16 protein-coding genes are annotated in these 19,970 nt (G+C 58.8%); 8 read left to right on the top strand and 8 right to left on the bottom strand.

The window, feature by feature from the left end; all coding sequences use genetic code 11:
• Positions 1-208: 208 nt before the first annotated feature.
• Positions 209-631 carry a hypothetical protein gene (locus QEV83_RS01405; protein ID WP_280129519.1) on the bottom strand — a complete coding sequence of 141 codons (423 nt, stop codon included), beginning with the start codon at positions 629-631 and terminating at the stop codon, positions 209-211.
• A 457-nt stretch (positions 632-1,088) separates the two neighbouring features.
• Between QEV83_RS01405 and QEV83_RS01400 the strand changes: the two genes are divergently transcribed.
• Together QEV83_RS01400 and QEV83_RS01395 are read left to right on the top strand one after the other, a co-directional pair.
• Positions 1,089-2,336, top strand: coding sequence for a type VI secretion protein ImpB (locus QEV83_RS01400; protein WP_280129518.1), 1,248 nt, complete (start codon positions 1,089-1,091; stop codon positions 2,334-2,336).
• A 4-nt stretch (positions 2,337-2,340) separates the two neighbouring features.
• Entirely contained in the window at positions 2,341-2,592 is a 252-nt protein-coding gene (locus QEV83_RS01395) for a hypothetical protein (RefSeq protein ID WP_280129517.1), read from the top strand.
• Positions 2,593-2,645: 53 nt separating this feature from the next.
• Here QEV83_RS01395 and QEV83_RS01390 read toward each other — a convergent pair whose 3' ends face one another.
• From QEV83_RS01390 to QEV83_RS01365, 6 genes are all read right to left on the bottom strand, one after another.
• Complete coding sequence (locus QEV83_RS01390; protein ID WP_280129516.1) at positions 2,646-3,404, bottom strand: GIY-YIG nuclease family protein; 759 nt, start codon at positions 3,402-3,404, stop codon at positions 2,646-2,648.
• Positions 3,401-4,585, bottom strand: a complete 1,185-nt coding sequence (locus QEV83_RS01385) for a DNA cytosine methyltransferase (protein WP_280129515.1) — start codon at positions 4,583-4,585, stop codon at positions 3,401-3,403. The genes QEV83_RS01390 and QEV83_RS01385 overlap by 4 nt, the downstream gene beginning before the upstream one ends.
• Positions 4,534-4,965, bottom strand: a complete 432-nt coding sequence (locus QEV83_RS01380) for a very short patch repair endonuclease (RefSeq protein WP_280130941.1) — start codon at positions 4,963-4,965, stop codon at positions 4,534-4,536. Before QEV83_RS01380 ends, QEV83_RS01385 begins: the two co-directional genes overlap by 52 nt.
• A gap of 134 nt (positions 4,966-5,099) precedes the next feature.
• A complete protein-coding gene (locus tag QEV83_RS01375) occupies positions 5,100-7,895 on the bottom strand; it encodes a DUF4159 domain-containing protein (protein ID WP_280129514.1) in 2,796 nt (931 codons plus the stop codon).
• Positions 7,895-8,719, bottom strand: coding sequence for a DUF58 domain-containing protein (locus tag QEV83_RS01370; RefSeq protein WP_348273248.1), 825 nt, complete (start codon positions 8,717-8,719; stop codon positions 7,895-7,897). The genes QEV83_RS01375 and QEV83_RS01370 overlap by 1 nt, the downstream gene beginning before the upstream one ends.
• Before the next feature lie 132 nt (positions 8,720-8,851).
• Positions 8,852-9,853 carry a MoxR family ATPase gene (locus tag QEV83_RS01365; protein ID WP_280129512.1) on the bottom strand — a complete coding sequence of 334 codons (1,002 nt, stop codon included), beginning with the start codon at positions 9,851-9,853 and terminating at the stop codon, positions 8,852-8,854.
• Between the two features lie 191 nt (positions 9,854-10,044).
• On the opposite strand from QEV83_RS01365, the gene QEV83_RS01360 reads away from it, so the two are divergent.
• From QEV83_RS01360 to QEV83_RS01350, 3 genes are all read left to right on the top strand, one after another.
• Positions 10,045-11,502 (top strand): amidase, encoded by a 1,458-nt coding sequence (locus QEV83_RS01360; protein WP_280129511.1) that lies wholly within the window; start codon positions 10,045-10,047, stop codon positions 11,500-11,502.
• A gap of 304 nt (positions 11,503-11,806) precedes the next feature.
• Positions 11,807-12,001 (top strand): hypothetical protein, encoded by a 195-nt coding sequence (locus QEV83_RS01355; protein WP_280129510.1) that lies wholly within the window; start codon positions 11,807-11,809, stop codon positions 11,999-12,001.
• A gap of 83 nt (positions 12,002-12,084) precedes the next feature.
• Positions 12,085-12,996, top strand: coding sequence for a metallophosphoesterase (locus QEV83_RS01350; RefSeq protein WP_280129509.1), 912 nt, complete (start codon positions 12,085-12,087; stop codon positions 12,994-12,996).
• 595 nt (positions 12,997-13,591) lie between these two features.
• On the opposite strand, the gene uvrA is transcribed toward QEV83_RS01350, so the two are convergent.
• Positions 13,592-16,609, bottom strand: a complete 3,018-nt coding sequence (gene uvrA / locus QEV83_RS01345; protein ID WP_280129508.1) for an excinuclease ABC subunit UvrA — start codon at positions 16,607-16,609, stop codon at positions 13,592-13,594.
• A 503-nt stretch (positions 16,610-17,112) separates the two neighbouring features.
• Between uvrA and QEV83_RS01340 the strand changes: the two genes are divergently transcribed.
• The 3 genes from QEV83_RS01340 (at position 17,113) to QEV83_RS01330 (ending at position 19,954) form a co-directional block, all read left to right on the top strand.
• Positions 17,113-17,568, top strand: coding sequence for a DUF2948 family protein (locus QEV83_RS01340; RefSeq protein WP_280129507.1), 456 nt, complete (start codon positions 17,113-17,115; stop codon positions 17,566-17,568).
• 489 nt (positions 17,569-18,057) lie between these two features.
• Entirely contained in the window at positions 18,058-19,566 is a 1,509-nt protein-coding gene (locus QEV83_RS01335) for a hypothetical protein (protein WP_280129506.1), read from the top strand.
• Complete coding sequence (locus QEV83_RS01330; protein WP_348273247.1) at positions 19,523-19,954, top strand: DCC1-like thiol-disulfide oxidoreductase family protein; 432 nt, start codon at positions 19,523-19,525, stop codon at positions 19,952-19,954. Before QEV83_RS01335 ends, QEV83_RS01330 begins: the two co-directional genes overlap by 44 nt.
• Positions 19,955-19,970 lie beyond the last annotated feature (16 nt).

Raw genomic sequence — 19,970 nt, 5'->3', positions numbered from 1 at the left:
TGTTTTTGGGCGTTTCAATCGCACCAAAATGTTTCACGTGAAACGTTTTGGTACGATTGGCAAGAAAAATTGCACAAGGCCTTAGACTCTTGCTGGCCGAAGCCGCGTGCGATTGCACGGCAAACTTGTAAGTTGGCGCATTGCCGCGCGCCCTTCAAAAAACTTGGCATGGCAATCAACTCCTGGCGTCGTCGTGGACAGCCGCTTGTCAATCGCTAATTTTTTGCAGGATCCCTTCAGCGCGGTTTTCGGTGACCTCGCCTGTCAGGCCGAAATGCGGAGCCGTTTGCGTCACGAACTGCGTCTTGAGCCCTTCGGAATCCAACACTATGTCATAGGAATCAACGGTCAACTGCTGTTGAAGATATCCATCTCTGGCCCGCTCATACTTGGTGCTGAGAACGAGCGTGAGACCGTCCGGCCGCGGCGTGACGGATTCCACCACGTGAGTTTTGACACCGCCTCCGCGCGGCACATATTGAATTTGCTGACCAGTTTCGATGAGCTCCACCTCTTTGGCCTGGCCGCTTTTGTCGATGTAGGTGAGGACCAAGTATCCTGCGTCGCTGAACGTAAACTGGGCGGGGTAGGTTTGCGTGCCAGTGAGCGTGCCGCTCCACCTTCCGGTCAACTCATTCGCCCAAGCGGGCCCGGATAGGATTAGAAAAACCGGCAACATGCTCGCTGCAACAACGGGGCGGCGGATGTTAAAAAATAGCTTCGTGATAGATTTGGAAAGTCCCGCATATCCTTGCATTGTGGTTCTCCAAAACGATGAGCTTATACTTTTATAAGAAATGCCTTGGATGACTGGCTCGCTGAACTTTTGCCGGTCTTCCTATTCAATATTCCGCACCGCGAATTTGTTCTGGAACGTAGCGCACACTTTAGACCTGCATGGACCAAGCCCCACTGGCGCGTGTGCATGCCTGATTTGCTGAGCCGTCTTAAGATCGCTTCAACCTCCTAGAGTTTTCAGGACTCTTCCTGATCGGCGCCCCGGCCAGCGCAAGAAGTCAAGAAGCATTGACTTGACTCGAATGTTCACTTTATGTTCTAGTTCGTTTTCTTCCTTGCGAGACCATGGCATGCGCCGGCCGGCTCAAATCGAACGCTTGTATCTCGATTTCGACGGCTTCTTTGCGTCGGTCGAACAGCAGGCGCGTCCGCATTTGCGCGGCAGGCCGGTCGGCGTCGTGCCCTTCGCCGAGGCCGAGCACACCTGCGTCATTGCCTGCTCCCGCGAGGCCAAGCTGCGCGGTGTCAAAAACGTCATGTCCATCGCCGAGGCGCGAGAGAGATGCCCGGACATCCTCCTCGTGCCGCAGTCGCCCGATCTTTATCGCCGCGCCCACAATGCGCTGATTTCGGAGATTTCCGCTGTCATTCCGGTCGAGGCGGTCAAGTCCATCGACGAGCTGACCTGCCGGATCGCCGCCGCCGACCGGGAGAGCCCAGAGGTCCTGGGGGAGCGGATCAAGGCGCGCATTGCGAACACGATCGGCCCTCATATCACCTGCTCGATCGGCTTTGCCGCCAACCGGCAATTGGCGAAAATGGCCTGCAAGGCGGGCAAGCCCAACGGCAATATGGCGTGGCATCCCAAGGACATGCCAGCGCCGCTTTTGCGGCTCGAACTTAAGGATATTCCCGGCGTCGGCTCCCGGATGGAACAAAATTTGAGCCGCGCGGGCATCGTTTCGATGGAAGGCCTGCTCGCCACCGAGCCCAAGCACATGCGCAAGCTGTGGGGCAATGTGACGGGGGAGCGGCTTTGGTACGCCCTGCATGGGTATGATGTGCAAACGCCGCCCTCCGGTCGCGCCATGTATGGCCATGGCCGGGTGCTGCCGCCCGCCTGCCGCACCCTTGAACATGCCCGCGCGGCGGCCCGGCTGCTGTTGACCAAGGCCGCGCGGCGGATGCGCCGCGACGGCTGGAACGCCGGACGGCTCGCGCTTTGGCTGGACTTGCGTGATGGCGCCTGGCAGCACGCGCGCTGGTTGCCGGGGGTCCACGACGACCAGGCAGTGCTCTCCGCCCTTGAGATGTTGTGGGATGAAGCCCGCGCGCTTCTGCCGCCGCAGACACGCATCCTGCGTCTTGGCGTCACTTTGTTCGATTTGACCCGCGCCAGCGAGCGCCAGCTCGACATGCTACTCGACGATGACCCCATCCGCCGCCAGTGGGAGCGCATCACCGGGGCTATCGATGCGCTCAATAGCAAATATGGCCGCACGCTGGTCAGCGTTGGCCCATGGGTGCCGCCGCCCGGCGGCTATGCCGGCGGCAAAATCAGCTATACGCGCATTCCGCGTGCCGAGGACTTCTGGTGAGCCCATGAACTGGAAAACCGATCTGAAGCTCGCCGATCTCGACGCTGCCACGCGGCTTGAAGTGACCTGCAAACGCTGCGGCCTTTGCCGTTACGAGGCGTCGGCGGCTTTGATGCGGGACCCGGAACTGACGCAGGCTTATCTCGACGAGGTGGAGCACACCCTTCGCTGTTCGGACCGCGTCTGCCGGGGCGCGGTGCGCGTCGCCCTGGTCCATGACAGCAAGACGGAAGGTTTTGTTGGCGGCATGGCGTGAGGTTTAATGCGCTAAGCGCTCCAGTAAGTCCAGCACATGGCCAAAAAGATCAGTCACGATCGAGCTATAACCGTCCCAAAAGGATATTCACGGTTTTCTCGGTACATGATAACTCGACCGGCGAGGGCGGTCGCTTGCCAGCCCGACGGGAGCGCGCGGATAATGGCATCGATCACAGCCCGAGTGGAATGCGGCCCCGTAGGAAGTAAGACCGTCGCTGACTCGATCTCGGCATGCGGGCGTCGACTACCCCTGCTCTGGCCCTCTACCCTGAACGTGTACGGCAGTGCGTCCTTCATGGCAGTGATGATCGTGGACGCCTGTGCAGTCGAAGGCAACACGATGTCGAGATCGCGGTCAATATCGATGGGATAGAGAGCATCGAAGCCCTCTGGCCTGATATTCGTCGTGTCGCGCTCACGGCCAGGATCGTTTGAACCGAAGCCACTGAAATTCCACGGTACTGGAGCTACGTTCCCGTAATGACGGATGAGCTGTGCCTCAAGATCCATTGCGGTGAACACGAACACGCGCACGGCTTTGAACGCCACCTCGGCGGGATGGAGGTTGCGGCGGTGTTGGATCGTGCGAGCATGGCGCTCAAGCCGCTTGCGGAGGCCAGCCTCGGCGTCGGTCTTGCCGATATAGACAATCTGATCGCGCAAGAGAAGCTGATAAACGCCCTGGGCCTCAGGAATCTCGGCAACATTGACAGCGACCAAGGCCGCTCCTTCCATGTGGGCGAAAACATCTACCAAACTTGTTAGCAATGCGTCGGGTAGGTCGAATTCAAACTCGACGAAGCCCCTCATTGTTTGCGCTCCGGTGCCGTTGCCGCGGCGAGGTGAGCCCGGACACTGTTGGCGATAAGGGTGGCAAGTTCGACGGGAACAGCGTTGCCAAGTTGACGCATAGTCTCTGACCACGAGCCATGAAACCGGAAGTCGTCGGGGAAGGTTTGCAAGCGCGCGCTTTCGCGGACGCTGAAATAGCGCAAGCTTCCATCTGGCCTTGCCAACATATTTTCCCCGCCAGGAACGCCATGCACGCCCGCCTTCAAGGTCTTGGCCGGTTCATCGAGTGGGCTGCCGGTATGACCGGGATAGGACCGAGCGCCAGGCTGAAAGCGATGATTGAGAAATTCCGCGGCTAGCGAGGGGGCAAGCTCCGGGTCCGGTAGGTCGCCAATCGCGTCGCGCACGGTGCGCCAGGGCAACGCCATTGGCTTCGATGCAAGGCATTCGACGCGTTCCTCGAACCGCGGCGATACGATCCGCTGTCGGCGGCTCACGCCGTGTCGTTCCCAATATCCCCCAGAACGACATTGCTGCCATGCCAGCGCGTCAAGGGAATGCGTCGCTGCCGGGAATGACCATTCGATTCCAAGATCGCTGCGGAAGCCAACAAAAATCACGCGCTCTCGGCGCTGTGGAATGCCGTAGTTGGCCGCGTTCAGGACACGATAAACTACGCGGTAGGAAAGACCACGGCAGCTGCTTCCAGCTATGTGATGGCATTCCAGCTTGGCAAGATGATCGGTCCAGGATTCGCCGCTGCCGCAGGTCAGTTCGGGATAGCTAAGTTGATGAACGATATAGGCAAGATAGGTGGCGAAGGTCTCTCGAGTGAGGCCTTTCACATTCTCGAAAATGAACGCCTTGGGTTTTGTCTCGCGCACGGCACGGACGGCCTCGGACCACATATCTCGAACATCATTATGACTGCGGTGCTTACCGCCGAGCGAAAATGGCTGACATGGAGGGCCGCCGGTGACCAGTTCGACGCGGCCCTCGTGACGCTGGAAATTGATGTTGCGAACGTCGCCCTCGACGAGGGGCCACTTGGCGACGGGTAGAATTCCACGGGCCTTATTCTCGCGGATGGTGTCGCAGCACCAACGATTCCATTCGATTACCTCGGCTGGAATGAACCCAGCCCTGCTCACGCCGATTCCGAGGCCTCCGGCTCCCGCGAAAAGCTCAATTGCCCGCATGTGTCCCCCGCCAAGAAACGAATTAGTTTGTTCTCTAATTGTTCTTTATTACCGATCTCGCATTCCCACACAATCAAAATTTGCCACCCTGCGGCCGACAGGACAGCCTGACTGAGCTGATCGCGGCGGTGATTCGCGGATAGTTTGGGTTCCCAAAAGTCCAGGCGCGTTTTGGGGAGACGGGCAAGACGGCAATTTGGGTCGGGGTGGCGATGCCAAAAGCACCCATGAACGAAGATCACCTTGCGCGACCGAGGAAAAACAAGGTCGGGGCAACCAGGAAGGTCCTTTCGGTGGAGTCGAAAGCGGTAACCAATCTTGTGGACAACCTTTCGAACCATAATCTCCGGGGCCGTATCCTTACTGCGGATTCGGCCCATACGTTCGCTTCTCTGATCCTGGGTGAGGGTATCCGCCAACTTCGCACCTTATAACCTTCACTGTTTTCGATTTCCGCAAAGTCTGCCGTTGGTACCAAGCGGACGAAATCAAAGCTGACCCGTCAGCAACCACCTCAATGCGCCAGCCGCTCCAGCAAATCGCGCACATGGACCTGATCGGATTTGTAATTACCGGTGAGCGTGTACATCACGAGATTGACGCCGCCGCGCAAGGCGAGTTCGTGCTGGCGATCGCCGCCCGGCACCAGCGAATAGAGGCTTTCGCCATCAGGGTCGCTCGCCCAGCCCGCCGCCAGATCGTTCGAGGTGATGATGACCGGCGAGACGCTGTCGCCAGCTCTCGCTGGACGCAGGCCGCCGTCGGCGGGAGCGGGCGGCAGCGCCTCGATCCAAGTCGCGCCGGCCGTGTAGCGGCCAACGAACCCATCGAGGAGGTAGAAGGTTTTGGTCACCACATGATCGGCGGGAACGGGTTCGAGTTCCGGCACATCGACGCCATCGAGCAGGGTGCGCAGCCATTTGGCCTCCGGCGTCGGCGGCCCGTCAGGACGCGCGGTCAGCGCGTCGCGCGTATCGAAAATAATCGTGCCGCCTTGTTTCATAAAAGCGGCGGCCTTGGCGACCGCCTCGCGCGGCGGCTGTGGTTTTGTCGCGACGATCGGCCAATAGAGAAGCGGATAGTAACTCAATTCGTCGCGGGCGGGATCAATCGCGGCCGGATCGCCGGGCGACAGCGACGTGCGCCGCGCCAGCACCTGCGAGAGGCTGGCAAGGCCTTGCCGGGTCGCCTCGTCGACGCGGGCATCGCCGCTGACCACATAGGCAAGCCTTGTCTTAAGCACGGAGGCCAGATCGGAGGAAGAATGGCTCGCCGCGGGTTCCGCCGCAAGCTTGCCCGGGATCGCCAACAGGACGCAGGCCGCGCCGAGCAAAACAACAGAGGCAAGAGCACCTGGCGTGGCTTTGCGCAACCCTCCGGAGAGCCAAAGCGAGGCCAAGCAATCGGCCGAGAACAACAGAAAGGCGGCGGCTATGAGCCACGGCTTGAGATCGACCGGGCCGCTGGCGTTCAACGGTTCCGTGATGAAGCCAAAGCCGGAGTAATCGGCCGGAATGAGTGTCTCCTGCGGTCCCAACGCATTGACCGCGACAAGCGCATCGGGCGGACCGTAAAACCCCGGCGGATGTTCCGGCGAGGCCTCGCCTTCAAATCCGGCGGGAAGAGCGGTGGCGTCCGGCGGCGGCGGCCCGAGAACCCCAAAGCCATCGAGTGTCCGGTTAGCGGGCAGGGCGCTCGCCTGCGAGGCCTGTGGCGGCGCGGCGGTCTCGCTCCCGGAAGCCTTCGCGTTTTCCCCAGACAAGGCGACGATTTTGCGCAGCATGTCGACAAACAATCCCGACAAGGGCAAGTTCGACCAGGTCGTGTCCGCGGTGACATGGAACAAAATGATCATCCCCTTGCCCTCCCGCGCGGCGGTCACCAGCGGGGTGCCGTCCGAAAGCCGCGCCCACGTCCTGCCCGAAAGTCCAGGATCTGGCTCGGCCAGAACCTGGCGCGTGACGGTGACTTCGGCCGGTACGTTCAAGCCGAAGAATGGGCTGTCACGGTCGAAGGGCGCAAGCTTTTTTGGCGTATCCCAGGACATCGCGCCGCCAAGGACCCGGCCGCCCCGGCGCAGGCGGACCGGAACGAGATCGTCGGACGCCCCCGCGAGATGGGATCCGGCAAAACGCACGAGAATGCCGCCGTCCTCGACAAAACGCGCAAGATTGTTGTGCGTCTCACCAGGCACCACGCCGACGTCGGCGAGAATCAGGGTCGCGACATGGTCATCAAGCAGCGATTGCACCGGATCGGTCGCGGAAGCACTTGCCTGGCGCAAATCGGCGAAGGGAGAAAGCGCTTTCGTCAAATAATAGGCAGGCGCGAGCAGGGGCTGCGCGACGTCGAGGGTTTCGCTGCTGACGAGGCCAGCGCGGCGGCGGCGCCAGCGCTCGTCGAGAAGAAAAACCGCACCCGCCGAACGGTCTCCCGTGATTTCGAGGCGAGTGATCTCGTTGCGCAGTTCGACCGGCATCTCGAATTTGGCGAGCGCCTCGCTTTTTCCGGCGAAGTTGAAGGGGGCTTCGCCAAGTTGCAGACCCTTGCGGTCAAGCGCATGGACAAGCCATTGTTCAGGACCCGCAAGGCCCGCGCGGAGCACTCGAACCTCGAGCTGGCCGGTTTGGTTTTGCGCCCCCGCCAGAGCGCGAAGACTGGTTTTGTCCGTCACCAGCGTTCGTTCATTGGAGAGGTTTGCCAGCTTGCCAGCAAATTCTGAGAGATGGCCGCGATCCAGCCCGTCGGCGATCCAGGCGATATTCGGCTTTTGATGCGTGGTGGCATATTTTTCGATCGCCGCCAGAACCGGCAGCCGGTCGGGAAGATAGGGCACGGGTTTGAGAGCCCGCAAACGGTCTTGCGCTTTGGCCGCATCGAGGGGCAGGATCTCGCGTGGCCCTTCCGATATCGCGACAACGGCGGCGAGCTGCGAATTTTGGCCGGCAGCCTCGATCCGCCGGGACGCCGCGGAAATTCTTTGCTCCCAGCTCGGTGCCGCCGGCCAGCCATTGTCCAAAACGATCAGCAGCGGTCCGGCTTGCGTCTCCACCGCCAAAGGATTCAACACGGGTCCGGCCATCGCGAATATGAGACAAGCCGCGATGATGAGACGCAACAGCAGCAGCCACCAAGGTATGTGGCGGGCGGTCTCGCTGGCCGGACGCAAACCGAGAATAAGCCGCAGGGGCGGGAAGGGCACCAGCACCGGGCGCGGCGGCGTGATGCGCAGCAAAAAATACAAAAGCGGTAAGCCGGCAAGCGCGGCGAGGACGAAGGGATAGGTGAAAGCGAGGGGTATGGGAGACATCAGCGAACCACCCCGCGCTGCTCATGCGGAGTAAACCCTTGATTGGCATCAAGATGAAACCGCAAGGCGAGCAACGCCTCTGTGGCGGGCCGGTCTGTCCGGTGCACCACGAAGCTCCAGCCGCGGGCGCGCGCCGCCGCGGCGATCGCCTCACGATGCGCGGCGAGGCGGCGGATGTAGTCTTGCCGGAATGTCTCCGCCTGGCCGACACGCAAACGCGCCGGCGTATCGACATCGACGAATTCCGTGTTGCCAGTAAATGGAAAACTCTCCTCGACAGGATCAGCGATCATAATAAGATGGCCCCGCGCACCGCGTGCCGCGATGGCCTCGAGCGTGGTTGCGATCAGTGCCGGTTCGGCAAGAAAGTCGCCGATCAAAATGGCCTGGGCACCCAGCGGCAGACACATGCGCGCGGGCAATTCTTCCGGAACGTAGGCTGCAGCGCTTTCTTGCGCCAGCAACACTTCGGCCAAGCGCTCGACGATGTGACGGACCGCGAAGGCGGGGGTGAGGCCGAGCAGACCGGCGCGCTCGCCGCCCCGCACGAGCACATCGGCGGCTGCGAGGCCAAGCACGAGGGCCCGGTCGATTTTCGGCTGCAGCGCCAGTTGCGAGGCAAACCACATAGAAGCCGAGCGGTCGATCCAAATGAAAACGGTGTGCGCGGCTTCCCACTCGCGCTCACGCACATAAAAGCGTTCGTCATCCTTGGCCGAGCGGCGCCAATCGATGCGGTTTGCCGCTTCGCCCGCGGCGAAGGGACGAAACTGCCAGAAAGTTTCGCCGGTGCCTGCGCGCCTGCGCCCATGCACCCCATGCATAACGCTCGCCGCAATTTCTTTCGCACTTGCACAAAGGCCAGGAAACCGCTGCGCCAATTCGAGCGCATGGTTTTGGTGAGAACGCCCGGCGCGGCTTTCATTTCTTTTCAGGAGCCGGACGCTGATCATCGGTTAGCCGGACCGCCCGGCCAGCTGGCCGATCACGTCGCTGACACTGAGACCCTCGGCCCGGGCTGCGAAAGTGAGGGCCATGCGGTGCTTGAGGATTGGGACCGCGAGAGCCTTCACATCGTCGAGAGAGGGCGAGAGCCGGCCGCCGAGCAGCGCGCGGGCTCTGGTCGCCAGCATCAAGGCTTGTGCCGCGCGGGGGCCTGGCCCCCAGGAGATCTGCCGGGTGATCGCAAGGTCTCCTTCACCAGGACGTGCTTGGCGGACAAGATCGAGAATGGCCTCGATCACACTGTCACCGACCGGCAGCCGGCGCACCAGCCGTTGCGCCGCCATGAGATCCTCGGCCGTCATCGCCGGTTTTGCCTCGTTGCCTGTGTCGCCGGTCGTCTCGATCAGAATCCGGCGCTCGGCCGCGCGATCGGGATAGTCGACATCGATTTGCATCAGAAAGCGATCGAGTTGGGCCTCGGGCAAGGGATAGGTGCCTTCTTGCTCCAACGGATTTTGTGTCGCGAGCACATGGAACGGGCGGGGCAGATCATGCCGCTCACCGGCGACGGAGACATGATATTCCTGCATCGCCTGAAGCAGCGCGGACTGGGTTCGAGGACTGGCCCGGTTGATTTCGTCGGCCATGAGCAATTGCGCGAAAACGGGTCCCCGCACAAAGCGGAAGCTCCGGCGCCCACCGGCAGCTTCTTCAAGGATTTCGGAGCCAAGAATATCGGCGGGCATCAGGTCGGGCGTGAATTGGACACGCCGCGCATCCAAGCCGAGCACAATGCCGAGCGTTTCGACAAGTTTCGTTTTGGCGAGACCTGGTACCCCGACAAGCAAGCCATGGCCGCCCGAAAGAAGCGTGATCAGAGCCTGTTCAATCACCTCCGTTTGGCCAAAGATGACGGTCTCGAGGGCACGGCGCGCGGCGGCGATGCGCTCAAGCGTCGTCTCGGCTGTACGTTCCATGGCGGCTTCAAGCGAAGCCGTGATTACATCCGGCATAGAATCTCGCCCTTTGGCGTATGAGCATGACGAAAACAGAAAGCTCTCACCTCATCTATAACCGCCCGGCCAATCCAGCAAGCTTGCAATGCGATGAGAATCGGCCCCCAGGTTGAACAATCCAAAGAATGGACAAACCGGTCTAAACTTGGGCGCTCTAGTTGCGCAGCCCATCCCTAGTGATTGATTCCATGCCGAATGTGCTCGACTCCGCCGTCAATCTTCGCGCCGCGTTGCTGCGGCGGGAGTTTTCCTCGCGCGATCTCCTTGAGGCGGTTTTGGCCGTGATCGCCCGTCTCAATCCGGCGTTGAACGCAATCGTGCAGATGGATGCGGCATCGGCTTGGCGCGCAGCCGCGGAGTCCGATGCCCGTATCGCGCGCGGCGAGGCACGCCCCCTCGAAGGCTTGCCGGTGACAATCAAGGACTGTTTTGAGACGGCGGGGATGGTGACGGCGGTGGGCACTCCGGCGCTGAAAAATTACCTTCCAAAGGAGGACGCCAGCGCGGTCGCCCGTCTGCGCGGCGCTGGAGCGATTATTCTTGGCAAAACCAATGTTCCCCTGCTGACCGGTGACTTCCAGACCGCCAACAGTGTTTATGGGACGACCAATAATCCTTGGAACCTGGATTTTTCTCCCGGCGGCTCCTCCGGCGGCGCGGTGGCCGCCATCGCGACGGGCATGAGCACCCTCGAACTTGGCTCGGATCTCGCGGGTTCGATCCGCTGGCCTGCGCATTGCTGCGGCGTGTTTGGACTGAAAACAACGTGGAATGTTGTCGCGACATACGGCCATATCCCGCCGACGCTGGAGATGCGTCTCGAACGCAATCCCGAACTTCTCGTCGCGGGGCCGCTCGCTCGCTCCGCCGCAGATCTGAGTTTGGCGCTCGATGTCTTGGCGGGACCACGGCTCCCCACGATCCCAGTTCAAAGTTTGCTTCCGGCGCGGAAAACATCGCCGCAGGATCTGCGTGTCGCGCTCTGGCTCGACGAGCCGTTGGCTCCCGTGGACGAAACAGTGGCAAACGCCGTTCGCAAAGCCGCGCTCCTGCTGGAGAAAAATGGCGCGATCGTCGATGATGCCGCGCGCCCGGCATTTTCCTTTGAGGAAGCCTGGGAGGTTTCGGCCGTCCTCGTTCATGCACTGATTGGGATTGGGCTGCCGGAAAAAACCCGCGAGCGGCTGGCGAACCGGGAACACGATTTTTTGAAGGGTGATCTCTCCCATCGCGCTTTGCAAGCGCGTGGCATACGCTTGTCCACGCAAGATTTTATCGACATCCAGGCGCGGCGGCAGCGGCTGCACGAAGCATGGGGGCGATTTTTCGAAAATTACGACGTGGTCCTATGCCCGCCGGCTCCGACGGGTGCGATCCGGCATGATCCTAGGCCCGATCCGCATGCCCGGGTCATCGAGGTCAATGGCATATTAAGGCCATATTTTGATTTGATGCCATGGGCGTGCCTTGCCACAGGCGCAGGGTTGCCGGCTGCTGTTGCTCCGGTGATGCTTGGCAAGGACGGTCAGCCGCGTGGTGTTCAAATCATTGCGGCGAACCGGGAGGATCGGACGGCGATCGCCTGCGCCGCGATGCTTGAATCCGCGGGCTGCGGATTTGTGGCGCCACCGCTGGCGCGGGCATGAAACGCGGCGGCGGAACTAACGCTGGGCAATGACTCCGGCGCGACGAATGTTTCGCGCAATCTCCGTGAGATAGCGTGAGCGAGGCGGATGGAAGCTGCTCTTAACTTAACATGCTATTTCTCATGGCGGCGATTGGCCGGTTTATTTCACAAAAGAGCGCAAGCGGGGTTACAGGGCATTAACTTCCTACCCACATGATGATGCTGACGGAAGGCTTGGTAAAAGCCGGCACAGTTCACTTGGTCCACAAATCACTTGATCCTTGGACCTTGTCTCTCGTCTCTTGCAATTTGGAATGATGAAAATGAGTAACGACCAAAAAATTGCCGATAAATCCGCCACTCCGAATGGCGCCCGTGATCTTATCTCGCGTCTCTATCGGGAAATTGGGATTTCCGCCGTCGCGGCGGCGTTAGTGCCGGCCTCACTCAAGCCGCAAAAGGCAGCGCCAAGCCGAAAGGACCTCCCCGCCATCCTCCGTGATGACGAAGCGGCGTGATGCCACGTATTGCCAGCGGGGAACCCTCCGGCTTCCAGTTTGAAGGTTCCCCCGCTTTGCTGTAAGATGTTCTTATGAACAGAATGAGCCGACGGCTTTTTTTGCAGGGCGCCGGTGGGTTGGCTTTGGCGACGGCGGGGCTTGGCTCTTATGCCGTCCTGTTTGAACCGGTTCTTCGCCTCAACGTTACATCCTACCGTATTACACCGCCGCGCTGGCCTGCCGGATTGACCGTCAAGGCTGCCATTTTGGCGGATGTTCATGCCTGCGAGCCTTGGATGCCCGCTAGCCGCGTGCGGGGGATCGCCAATTTAACCAATGATTTAGCCCCCGATATTATTTTCCTGCTCGGCGATTTTTCCGGCGGTCACCGTTTTGTGACCGGGCCTGTGATGCCGGAAGAATGGGGCGAGGCGCTTTCAATTCTTAAGGCGCCGCTCGGGGTTTACGCAGTTCTCGGCAACCATGATTGGTGGCATGGCCCGCTTCCTTCGATGCCGGCCGACGGCGCCGAGGGGGTGCGCCAAGCCCTGCGTTTTGCCGGGATCGAGGTCCTCGAAAATAAGTCATTGCGGGTTTCAAAGGAGGGCCAGCCCTTTTGGATCGCCGGTCTCGGCGATCAGCTAGGGGAGTTCGTCGGCCCGAGGCAGACCAAGAGCCTTGCCGATCTGCCCGGAACCTTGGCGCAAGTGGAGGGCTCAGCGCCCATCATTCTTCTCGCCCATGAGCCAAATATTTTCAGGAGCATTCCCGACCGCGTTTCCTTGACTCTTTGCGGCCATACCCATGGCGGACAGGTGAACTTGCCCCTTACCGAGGATTTCGTGCGTAGACACTTCCACGTCGATCATATCTACGGGCACATCGTGGAAAAGAAACGTCATATGATTATTTCGGCTGGGCTCGGCACCTCGAACATTCCGGTGCGATTTAACCGGCCCCCAGAAATCGTTCACTTGACGATTGGTGGCGCCACGGTGCCATCGCAATCCTAAATCTTGCGGTAAAGAAAACGGAGGAGGGAGGGCGGCGATCCCGGCCGGCCCGGAAAATGAAAGCGCCCGCCGGGGAGGATCGGCGGGCGCTTCTGGCCAGGTGAGGGGGCTTAAGTACGGCCAGAGCCCCACCGGCGCATTCGAGCTTTAGACGACTATAGTAAACCGTGACTGAGCTTTAACAGTTACCGAAGCAAAACAACTTTGACTGAGCCTTAGAGACTTTGTAACGTCGCCGTATTGGACAAAACTCAATCATATTGACCAAGTTTCAACCCCAATCTGGGTTTTCCTATGACCAACTTTGAATGCCAGCCGATCACACAACCGACGTTCAAAGGTATAACGCACGTGCCACACTTAACCCGACATGAACGCAGGAAAATTATCATCAGAGACTTTGCAAAGCCGAAACCGGGGCAGGTGTAACAGAAATTGCCTCGCTCTCGTTTTGTTGCATTGCAAAATAGGCAATTAAAAAAAACATGCAACCCTCGAATTTAGAAGGCTGCTATGCGGATTTCGCAGACCTTCCGGGCCCTCTCTTAGATTGACGAGCCAAGCTTGTCTGGAACTTGCCACTGCCAGGCTTTGTTCATTCCGCCGCCTGTTTTCTCAACGGGCGGCGGTCGAGGGCTTCCTTCAAATAATGGCCCGTAAAGCTCCCATTGGTCTTTACAATGTCCTCAGGGGGGCCTGCGGCGACGATCTCGCCGCCGCCATCGCCGCCCTCGGGACCGAGATCGACGATCCAATCAGCGGTTTTGATGACATCCAAATTGTGCTCGATCACAATGACGGTATTCCCCTGATCAACCAGCTCGTGCAGCACTTCAAGGAGTTTGGCGACATCGTGAAAATGGAGGCCAGTGGTCGGCTCGTCGAGAATATAGAGGGTACGGCCGGTCGAGCGTTTCGACAGCTCCTTGGCGAGCTTCACCCGCTGCGCCTCGCCGCCTGACAGCGTGTTGGCTTGTTGGCCAACCTTGACATAACCGAGGCCAACGCGGGCGAGCGTTTCCATCTTTTCGCGGATGGATGGCACCGCTTTGAACAAAATGGCGGCCTCCTCGACGGTCATATCGAGCACATCGGCGATCGATTTGCCGCGATATTTCACTTCCAAGGTTTCACGGCCGTAGCGCTTCCCCTTGCAGACATCGCAGGTGACATAGACGTCAGGCAGGAAGTGCATCTCGATCTTGATCACGCCATCGCCCTGGCAAGCCTCGCAGCGCCCGCCCTTGACGTTGAAGGAGAACCGCCCCGGCTGATAGCCGCGCGCCTTCGCTTCGGGGAGGCCCGCGAACCATTCACGGATCGGTGTGAAGGCGCCCGTGTAGGTCGCCGGATTCGAGCGCGGCGTGCGGCCGATCGGCGATTGGTCGATGTCGATCACCTTGTCGAGATGTTCGAGACCATCGATCCGGGTGTGCGGCGCCGGGTGTTCAAGCGCGCCATTCAGGCGCCGTGCCGCCGCTTTATACAGCGTATCGATAATCAGCGTCGATTTGCCGCCGCCAGAGACGCCGGTCACGCAGGTGAACAGCCCGATGGGAATCGCGGCCGAAATATTTTTGAGATTGTTGCCCTGCGCGTTGACGACTTCAAGATTGCGGCCGGGATCAGGCCGCCGCCGGCGGCCCAAACTGGCGACTTCCAGAGCGCCGGTCAGATATTGACCGGTGAGCGAATTTTTATCCGCCATGATTTCGGCCGCGGTCCCGCGCGCGACAATCTCGCCGCCGTGAATGCCGGCACCCGGGCCGACATCGACGACATAATCGGCGGCCAGAATCGCATCCTCGTCATGTTCGACGACAATGACTGTGTTGCCGAGATCGCGCAGCCGCCGCAAGGTGTCGAGCAGCCGCGCATTGTCGCGCTGATGCAGACCGATCGACGGCTCGTCCAGCACATAGAGGACGCCGGTCAGGCCCGAGCCGATTTGCGAGGCAAGCCGGATACGCTGGCTCTCGCCACCAGACAGAGTACCCGACGATCGGGCAAGCGTCAGATAGCCAAGGCCGACATCGACGAGAAACGACAGTCTTTCGGAAATTTCCTTCAAGATACGTTTGGCGATTTCGGCGCGTTTGGAATCGAGCTTACCGGGGAGAAGTGTGAACCAATCTTGCGCGGCGCGCACGGAGAGTGCCGTCAATTGACTGATATGACAGCCATCGATCTTCACCGCGAGCGCCTCGGGCCGCAATCTTGTGCCATCGCAGACCGCGCAGGGTGTCGCCGTCATATAGCGGGCGATATCCTCGCGCGCCCATTCGCTTTCCGTCTCGCGAAACCGCCGCTCGAGATTGGAAATGATCCCTTCGAACGGCTTGACGACATCGTAAGAGCGCAAACCATCATCGTAGGAAAAACGAACGGCCTCATTCCCCGAACCATAAAGAATCATGTCGCGGATTTTTGGCGCCAGCGTCTCGAAACGCGTGTCGAGCCGGAACTTGAAATGCTTAGCAAGCGCTTCGAGGGTTTGCACATAATAGGGCGAACTTGAGCGGGCCCAAGGCGCAATCGCGCCTTTGCGCAACGTGAGCTTGGGATTGGGGACGATCAGTTCTGGGTCGACCGTCTGTTCGACGCCGAGGCCGCCGCAATGCGGGCAGGCGCCAAATGGATTGTTGAAGGAAAAGAGGCGCGGTTCGATTTCCGAGATTGTAAAACCGGACACCGGGCAGGCGAATTTCGACGAGAAGACAATCCGCTTCGGCGCGCCGTTCGCCTCCGTCTCATCGGCGTATTCAATGATGGCGATGCCATCGGCGAGTTCGAGCGCGGTCTCGAAACTTTCCGACAATCTGGCTTCGATGTCGCCACGCACGGCGATCCGGTCAACGACGACTTCGATGTCGTGCTTCAGTTTTTTGTCGAGGACCGGCGCATCGGCGATTTCATAAAATTGTCCGTCGATCTTCAAGCGCTGAAAGCCGCGCTTCATGAATTCGGCGATTTCCTTGCGATATTCTCCCTTACGGCCGCGAATCACCGGCGCGATCAAATAGAGCCGGGTGCGCTCGGGGAGGGCGGTCACCCGGTCGACCATCTGGCTCACCGTTTGGCTCTCGATCGGCAAACCCGTCGCGGGCGAATAGGGAATCCCGACGCGGGCGAACAGCAAGCGCATGTAGTCATAGATCTCGGTGACGGTGCCGACCGTCGAACGCGGATTCTTCGACGTCGTCTTCTGCTCGATCGAGATCGCCGGGGAGAGGCCATCGATTTGATCGACATCGGGCTTTTGCATCATCTCGAGAAATTGACGCGCATAGGCCGAAAGCGATTCAACATAGCGGCGCTGGCCTTCGGCATAGATGGTGTCGAAAGCAAGAGAGGATTTGCCGGAGCCCGAAAGGCCCGTGAACACCACGAGCTTGTCGCGCGGGATCGTCAGATCGATGTTTTTCAGATTATGTTCGCGGGCGCCGCGAATCACGATCGCCCGGCCGTCGAAGAGTTTTTCCGGCTGTGTTGCAGGTGCCGGAAAAGTTTTCGCCCTGCGGGAAGAAGCCGCGGGCGCTGAAGAAAGACTCGGAGCGGCGGCCGGCAAAGCGGTCCCCCGGCCACGGCCGATGTGCGGTTTTGCTGTCTTCATCGATCCAGTCTGGATGTGGCATACGGAAAGCAATCCCACAAATTCGAACGGCGCGTTCAAATTCAAAAAGTTGACGCCCATCTTGCCCGAAATTATTCTTTTGACCGTTTCGGGACATGCATTAGGCGCTGGGATGCCATGGATTCTTTCAATGTAGCGGTCTTGCGGGATTTTGCCATGCCGTTTTCGAGAAAACCGGCGCGACAAAAGCGTAACGGTTTATTTGGCAACGCATTTGACCGGGACCTTTGACGGGGATGGCATCCTTAGCGAAGGCCAAGCCAGGATCAGAGCGGACCGCTTGCCGCCTGCGCGGGCCACCTCCTCAACGTGCCCAATATTTTAACTTGAACCGAGTGCTATTCTTCTTGAAAACAACTTTGCGAGATCCCAACTACACATCAGGGGTCTCCATAGATCCGCCAGATCAACCCTGTAAAAAGCGTCCGCGCTGCCGGACGGGAAGCAAAATTTAAGGCCGAAGATCGAAATAAGAGGTGCCGATGCCCGACCTTCCTCGATTGATTGCCTTCGACGCCGAAGATCTGGCGGTCATCTCTACCAATTTGCAGGATGCTTTGATCCGGGTCAGCGACATGGCTTATTTGCCCGCCTCCAAGCAATTCGCGATGGTCGCTTCGCGGTTTGATTGGGTTGGCGCCACCTTAAAAAAGGCAGGCTCTCCATGCTGCGAGCGTGCCCGCACCGGCTTGCATTTCGGGCGCGTTCTGAAAGTCTCATGTCTCGGATTTCAACAAAAAAACCAAGATCTCATCGTCAATCTGCTGGACATTGGATTTAAGCAAACGGAACCGCCGGCCGGATACGTCGAGTTTGTTTTCTCCGGCGGCCGGGCACTACGGCTTTATGTCGAATGCCTCGAAGCCGAGATTCGCGACCTTGGCATGCGATGGAAGGCAAGGTCGGCGCCCAACCATTATATTGACGGCGCGTCATAGCTCCCCGCAGATGTGTCAGGGCGGAGCAGGCCAGGGGGGACCCGCTCTCCTGCCCGGCGGCAAGAAGAGCCAATAATCCCATCGATCAGGCGCGAGAAACCTCCGGTAACAGCGCGGCGGCCCACGGATAGGATGCCGCAGTCGGCCTACCTCGCTAGGGCGAGACCTTTTGCCTTATATAAAAATATCAATCGTTAGCTTATACGAAACAATAGGTTTGGCATGGCTTTGAGGATGCAGAGCGCGAGCCGCCATCGAGGACTTAAGGGCGAAGCCGCTGTAGCGGAACTCCCTTACATGACATGGCATAACCAACTGTATAAAATGGGAGCTTAGCCCGTGTCTGCAATTGAATTTCCTGCAAGACTAAGAATATTTACATGGGATAAGCTGAATATTTATATTATCGCTTTATCTTTGTTTCTATATTATCTACTTCAACTCGCCGTTTCTGCGTCTGCGCGGACTGGACCGCTGGCTGCCCTCAGCTTGGTCATCGCGAGCTTGGTCATCGCCATCCCATTTGCCACTATTCGTTACAGCCAGCTTTCACAACTGGTTCGCATTTTAATCCGCGGCCTTGCGATCATCGTGCTGATCCTGACCCTCACGGACAGCCCTTTGGAGGTTGCCTGGCCGGCCGCCGATGGGTTTCCGGACAGCCCGCTGTTTTTCCGCTGCGGCGCTTTGATTGCGATCACTTGTGCCACTTTAGGGTTGTGGCGGCCAAGCTTGTTGCTTCCAGGATTGATTTATTATGACCTGTCGCGCCGCGTTTTCGCCGATCTCACCGGCGTCGACCTCGTAGCAACGGATTATCTCAACCTGCTGCAAATCGCCGAATTCGCGCTCATTGGCAGCCTCCTGACGCTCTTCATGTTTGGCCGCGCCGATACCGTTGGCCCCGCCGCCAAAACAACTATGGCGAACCGCTTGCGTCCTTGGCTGAGGAGTCTTTCTCCTTCCGAAGGCGATAGATTGCGGAAAATTTCCATGGACTTGATTTGGAGCGTCGCGATTGGCGTTCATCTCAGCAAATATTTCTGGTCCGGCATCATTAAACTCAAGATGGACTGGTCCCCTTGGACATGGATTTTTCACAACGAAACCTATTTGGGTGTTTTGCTTGGGCTTGAACGGGGAAGCCCATTGCTCAGCTCTCAATTCGCCACGCAGCTATTTTATGGAACGCTTGCGTATTTTGTAATAGTCGCAAATATTATGGTTGTTACCGCACAGCTATCATCTCCATTTTCGATTTTACGCGCCCGTTATTTATTGATTCTCGCAATGTTTTTTGAGGTTTTCCATATCGTTGTCTTCTTCTCGATCGCCGCATTATTTTGGACCTGGATCGGGGTCAACACGATCGTGGTGATATGTTGCTCCCGGCTCCGGGAAGAAGATTTTACCCCCGCCATGAAGATGACGGCCTTCGTTTCGGTGTTTTTCGCTCTTTTTCTTTTCGACACGCCACGTCTTGGCTGGATGGATACCAGGGCTGTCGTAAGCCAATATTTCACTGTCGAGACGGCCGACGGCCGCAGCGCGCGGGTCCCCACCGAATATTTCATGTCACCGACGAGTTACACCGTAGGTCATGCCGCGATGTTCGTCCCGCCGGGGCACTTTCCCTGGACCATGAGCGGCACGCAGAGCAACCTGAAGAGCGCGCGCGAGGCCAATGCATGTGCGCAGCCAAAGGTCAGCCGCGAGCAAATTGTCGGTCCAGATCTCGCGGCCGTGAAATCGCTGGTTCGGAACACTCACGCCCTGATGACCGCTTATCCGTTCGTAAAAGATGCGGGGCTTTTTTACCTGTTCCCGCAGCATATGTTTTCGGACCCCTTTTACTACCAGGACTTCAACAATATTTCATTGAAAGACGTTGTCCGGTACAAATATGTCGTTGACTCGGTCTGTCTCAGCCTCAAGGATGGTCTTCTGATACGCGATGTTCAGAACAAATCGGAGTATCCCATCGATGTCCAGCAATGAGCCGGTACCCCGCTCCGAGGCATGGATCGTTTACGATGGAGAGTGCCCGTTTTGTTCAAATTACGTATCCTTATATCGGATGCGAGAACAGCTTGGCCAGGTTCATTTGGTGAACGCCCGCGATGATGTTCCGGTGGTGAGAGAGGTTCGCGCGCGGGGCTTCGATCTGGACAAGGGAATGGTGCTCAAGCTTGGGGATAAATTTTATCATGGAGACGCCTGCATGCACATGCTCGCTCTCTTAAGCAGCGACTCCAATGTGATCAACAAGATCAACAAATGGATATTTTCACACCAGGAGCGGGCCCGGTTTCTCTATCCGATCCTGGTTGCCGGCCGCAATTTAACGCTGCACCTTTTGGGACGAAGCAAAATAAAAAGGGCATAATTACCTGGCTGCGCTT

The organism is Methylocapsa sp. D3K7 (assembly GCF_029855125.1).
Lineage (GTDB): Bacteria > Pseudomonadota > Alphaproteobacteria > Rhizobiales > Beijerinckiaceae > Methylocapsa.
This window is presented reverse-complemented; position numbering and strand designations above follow the sequence as displayed.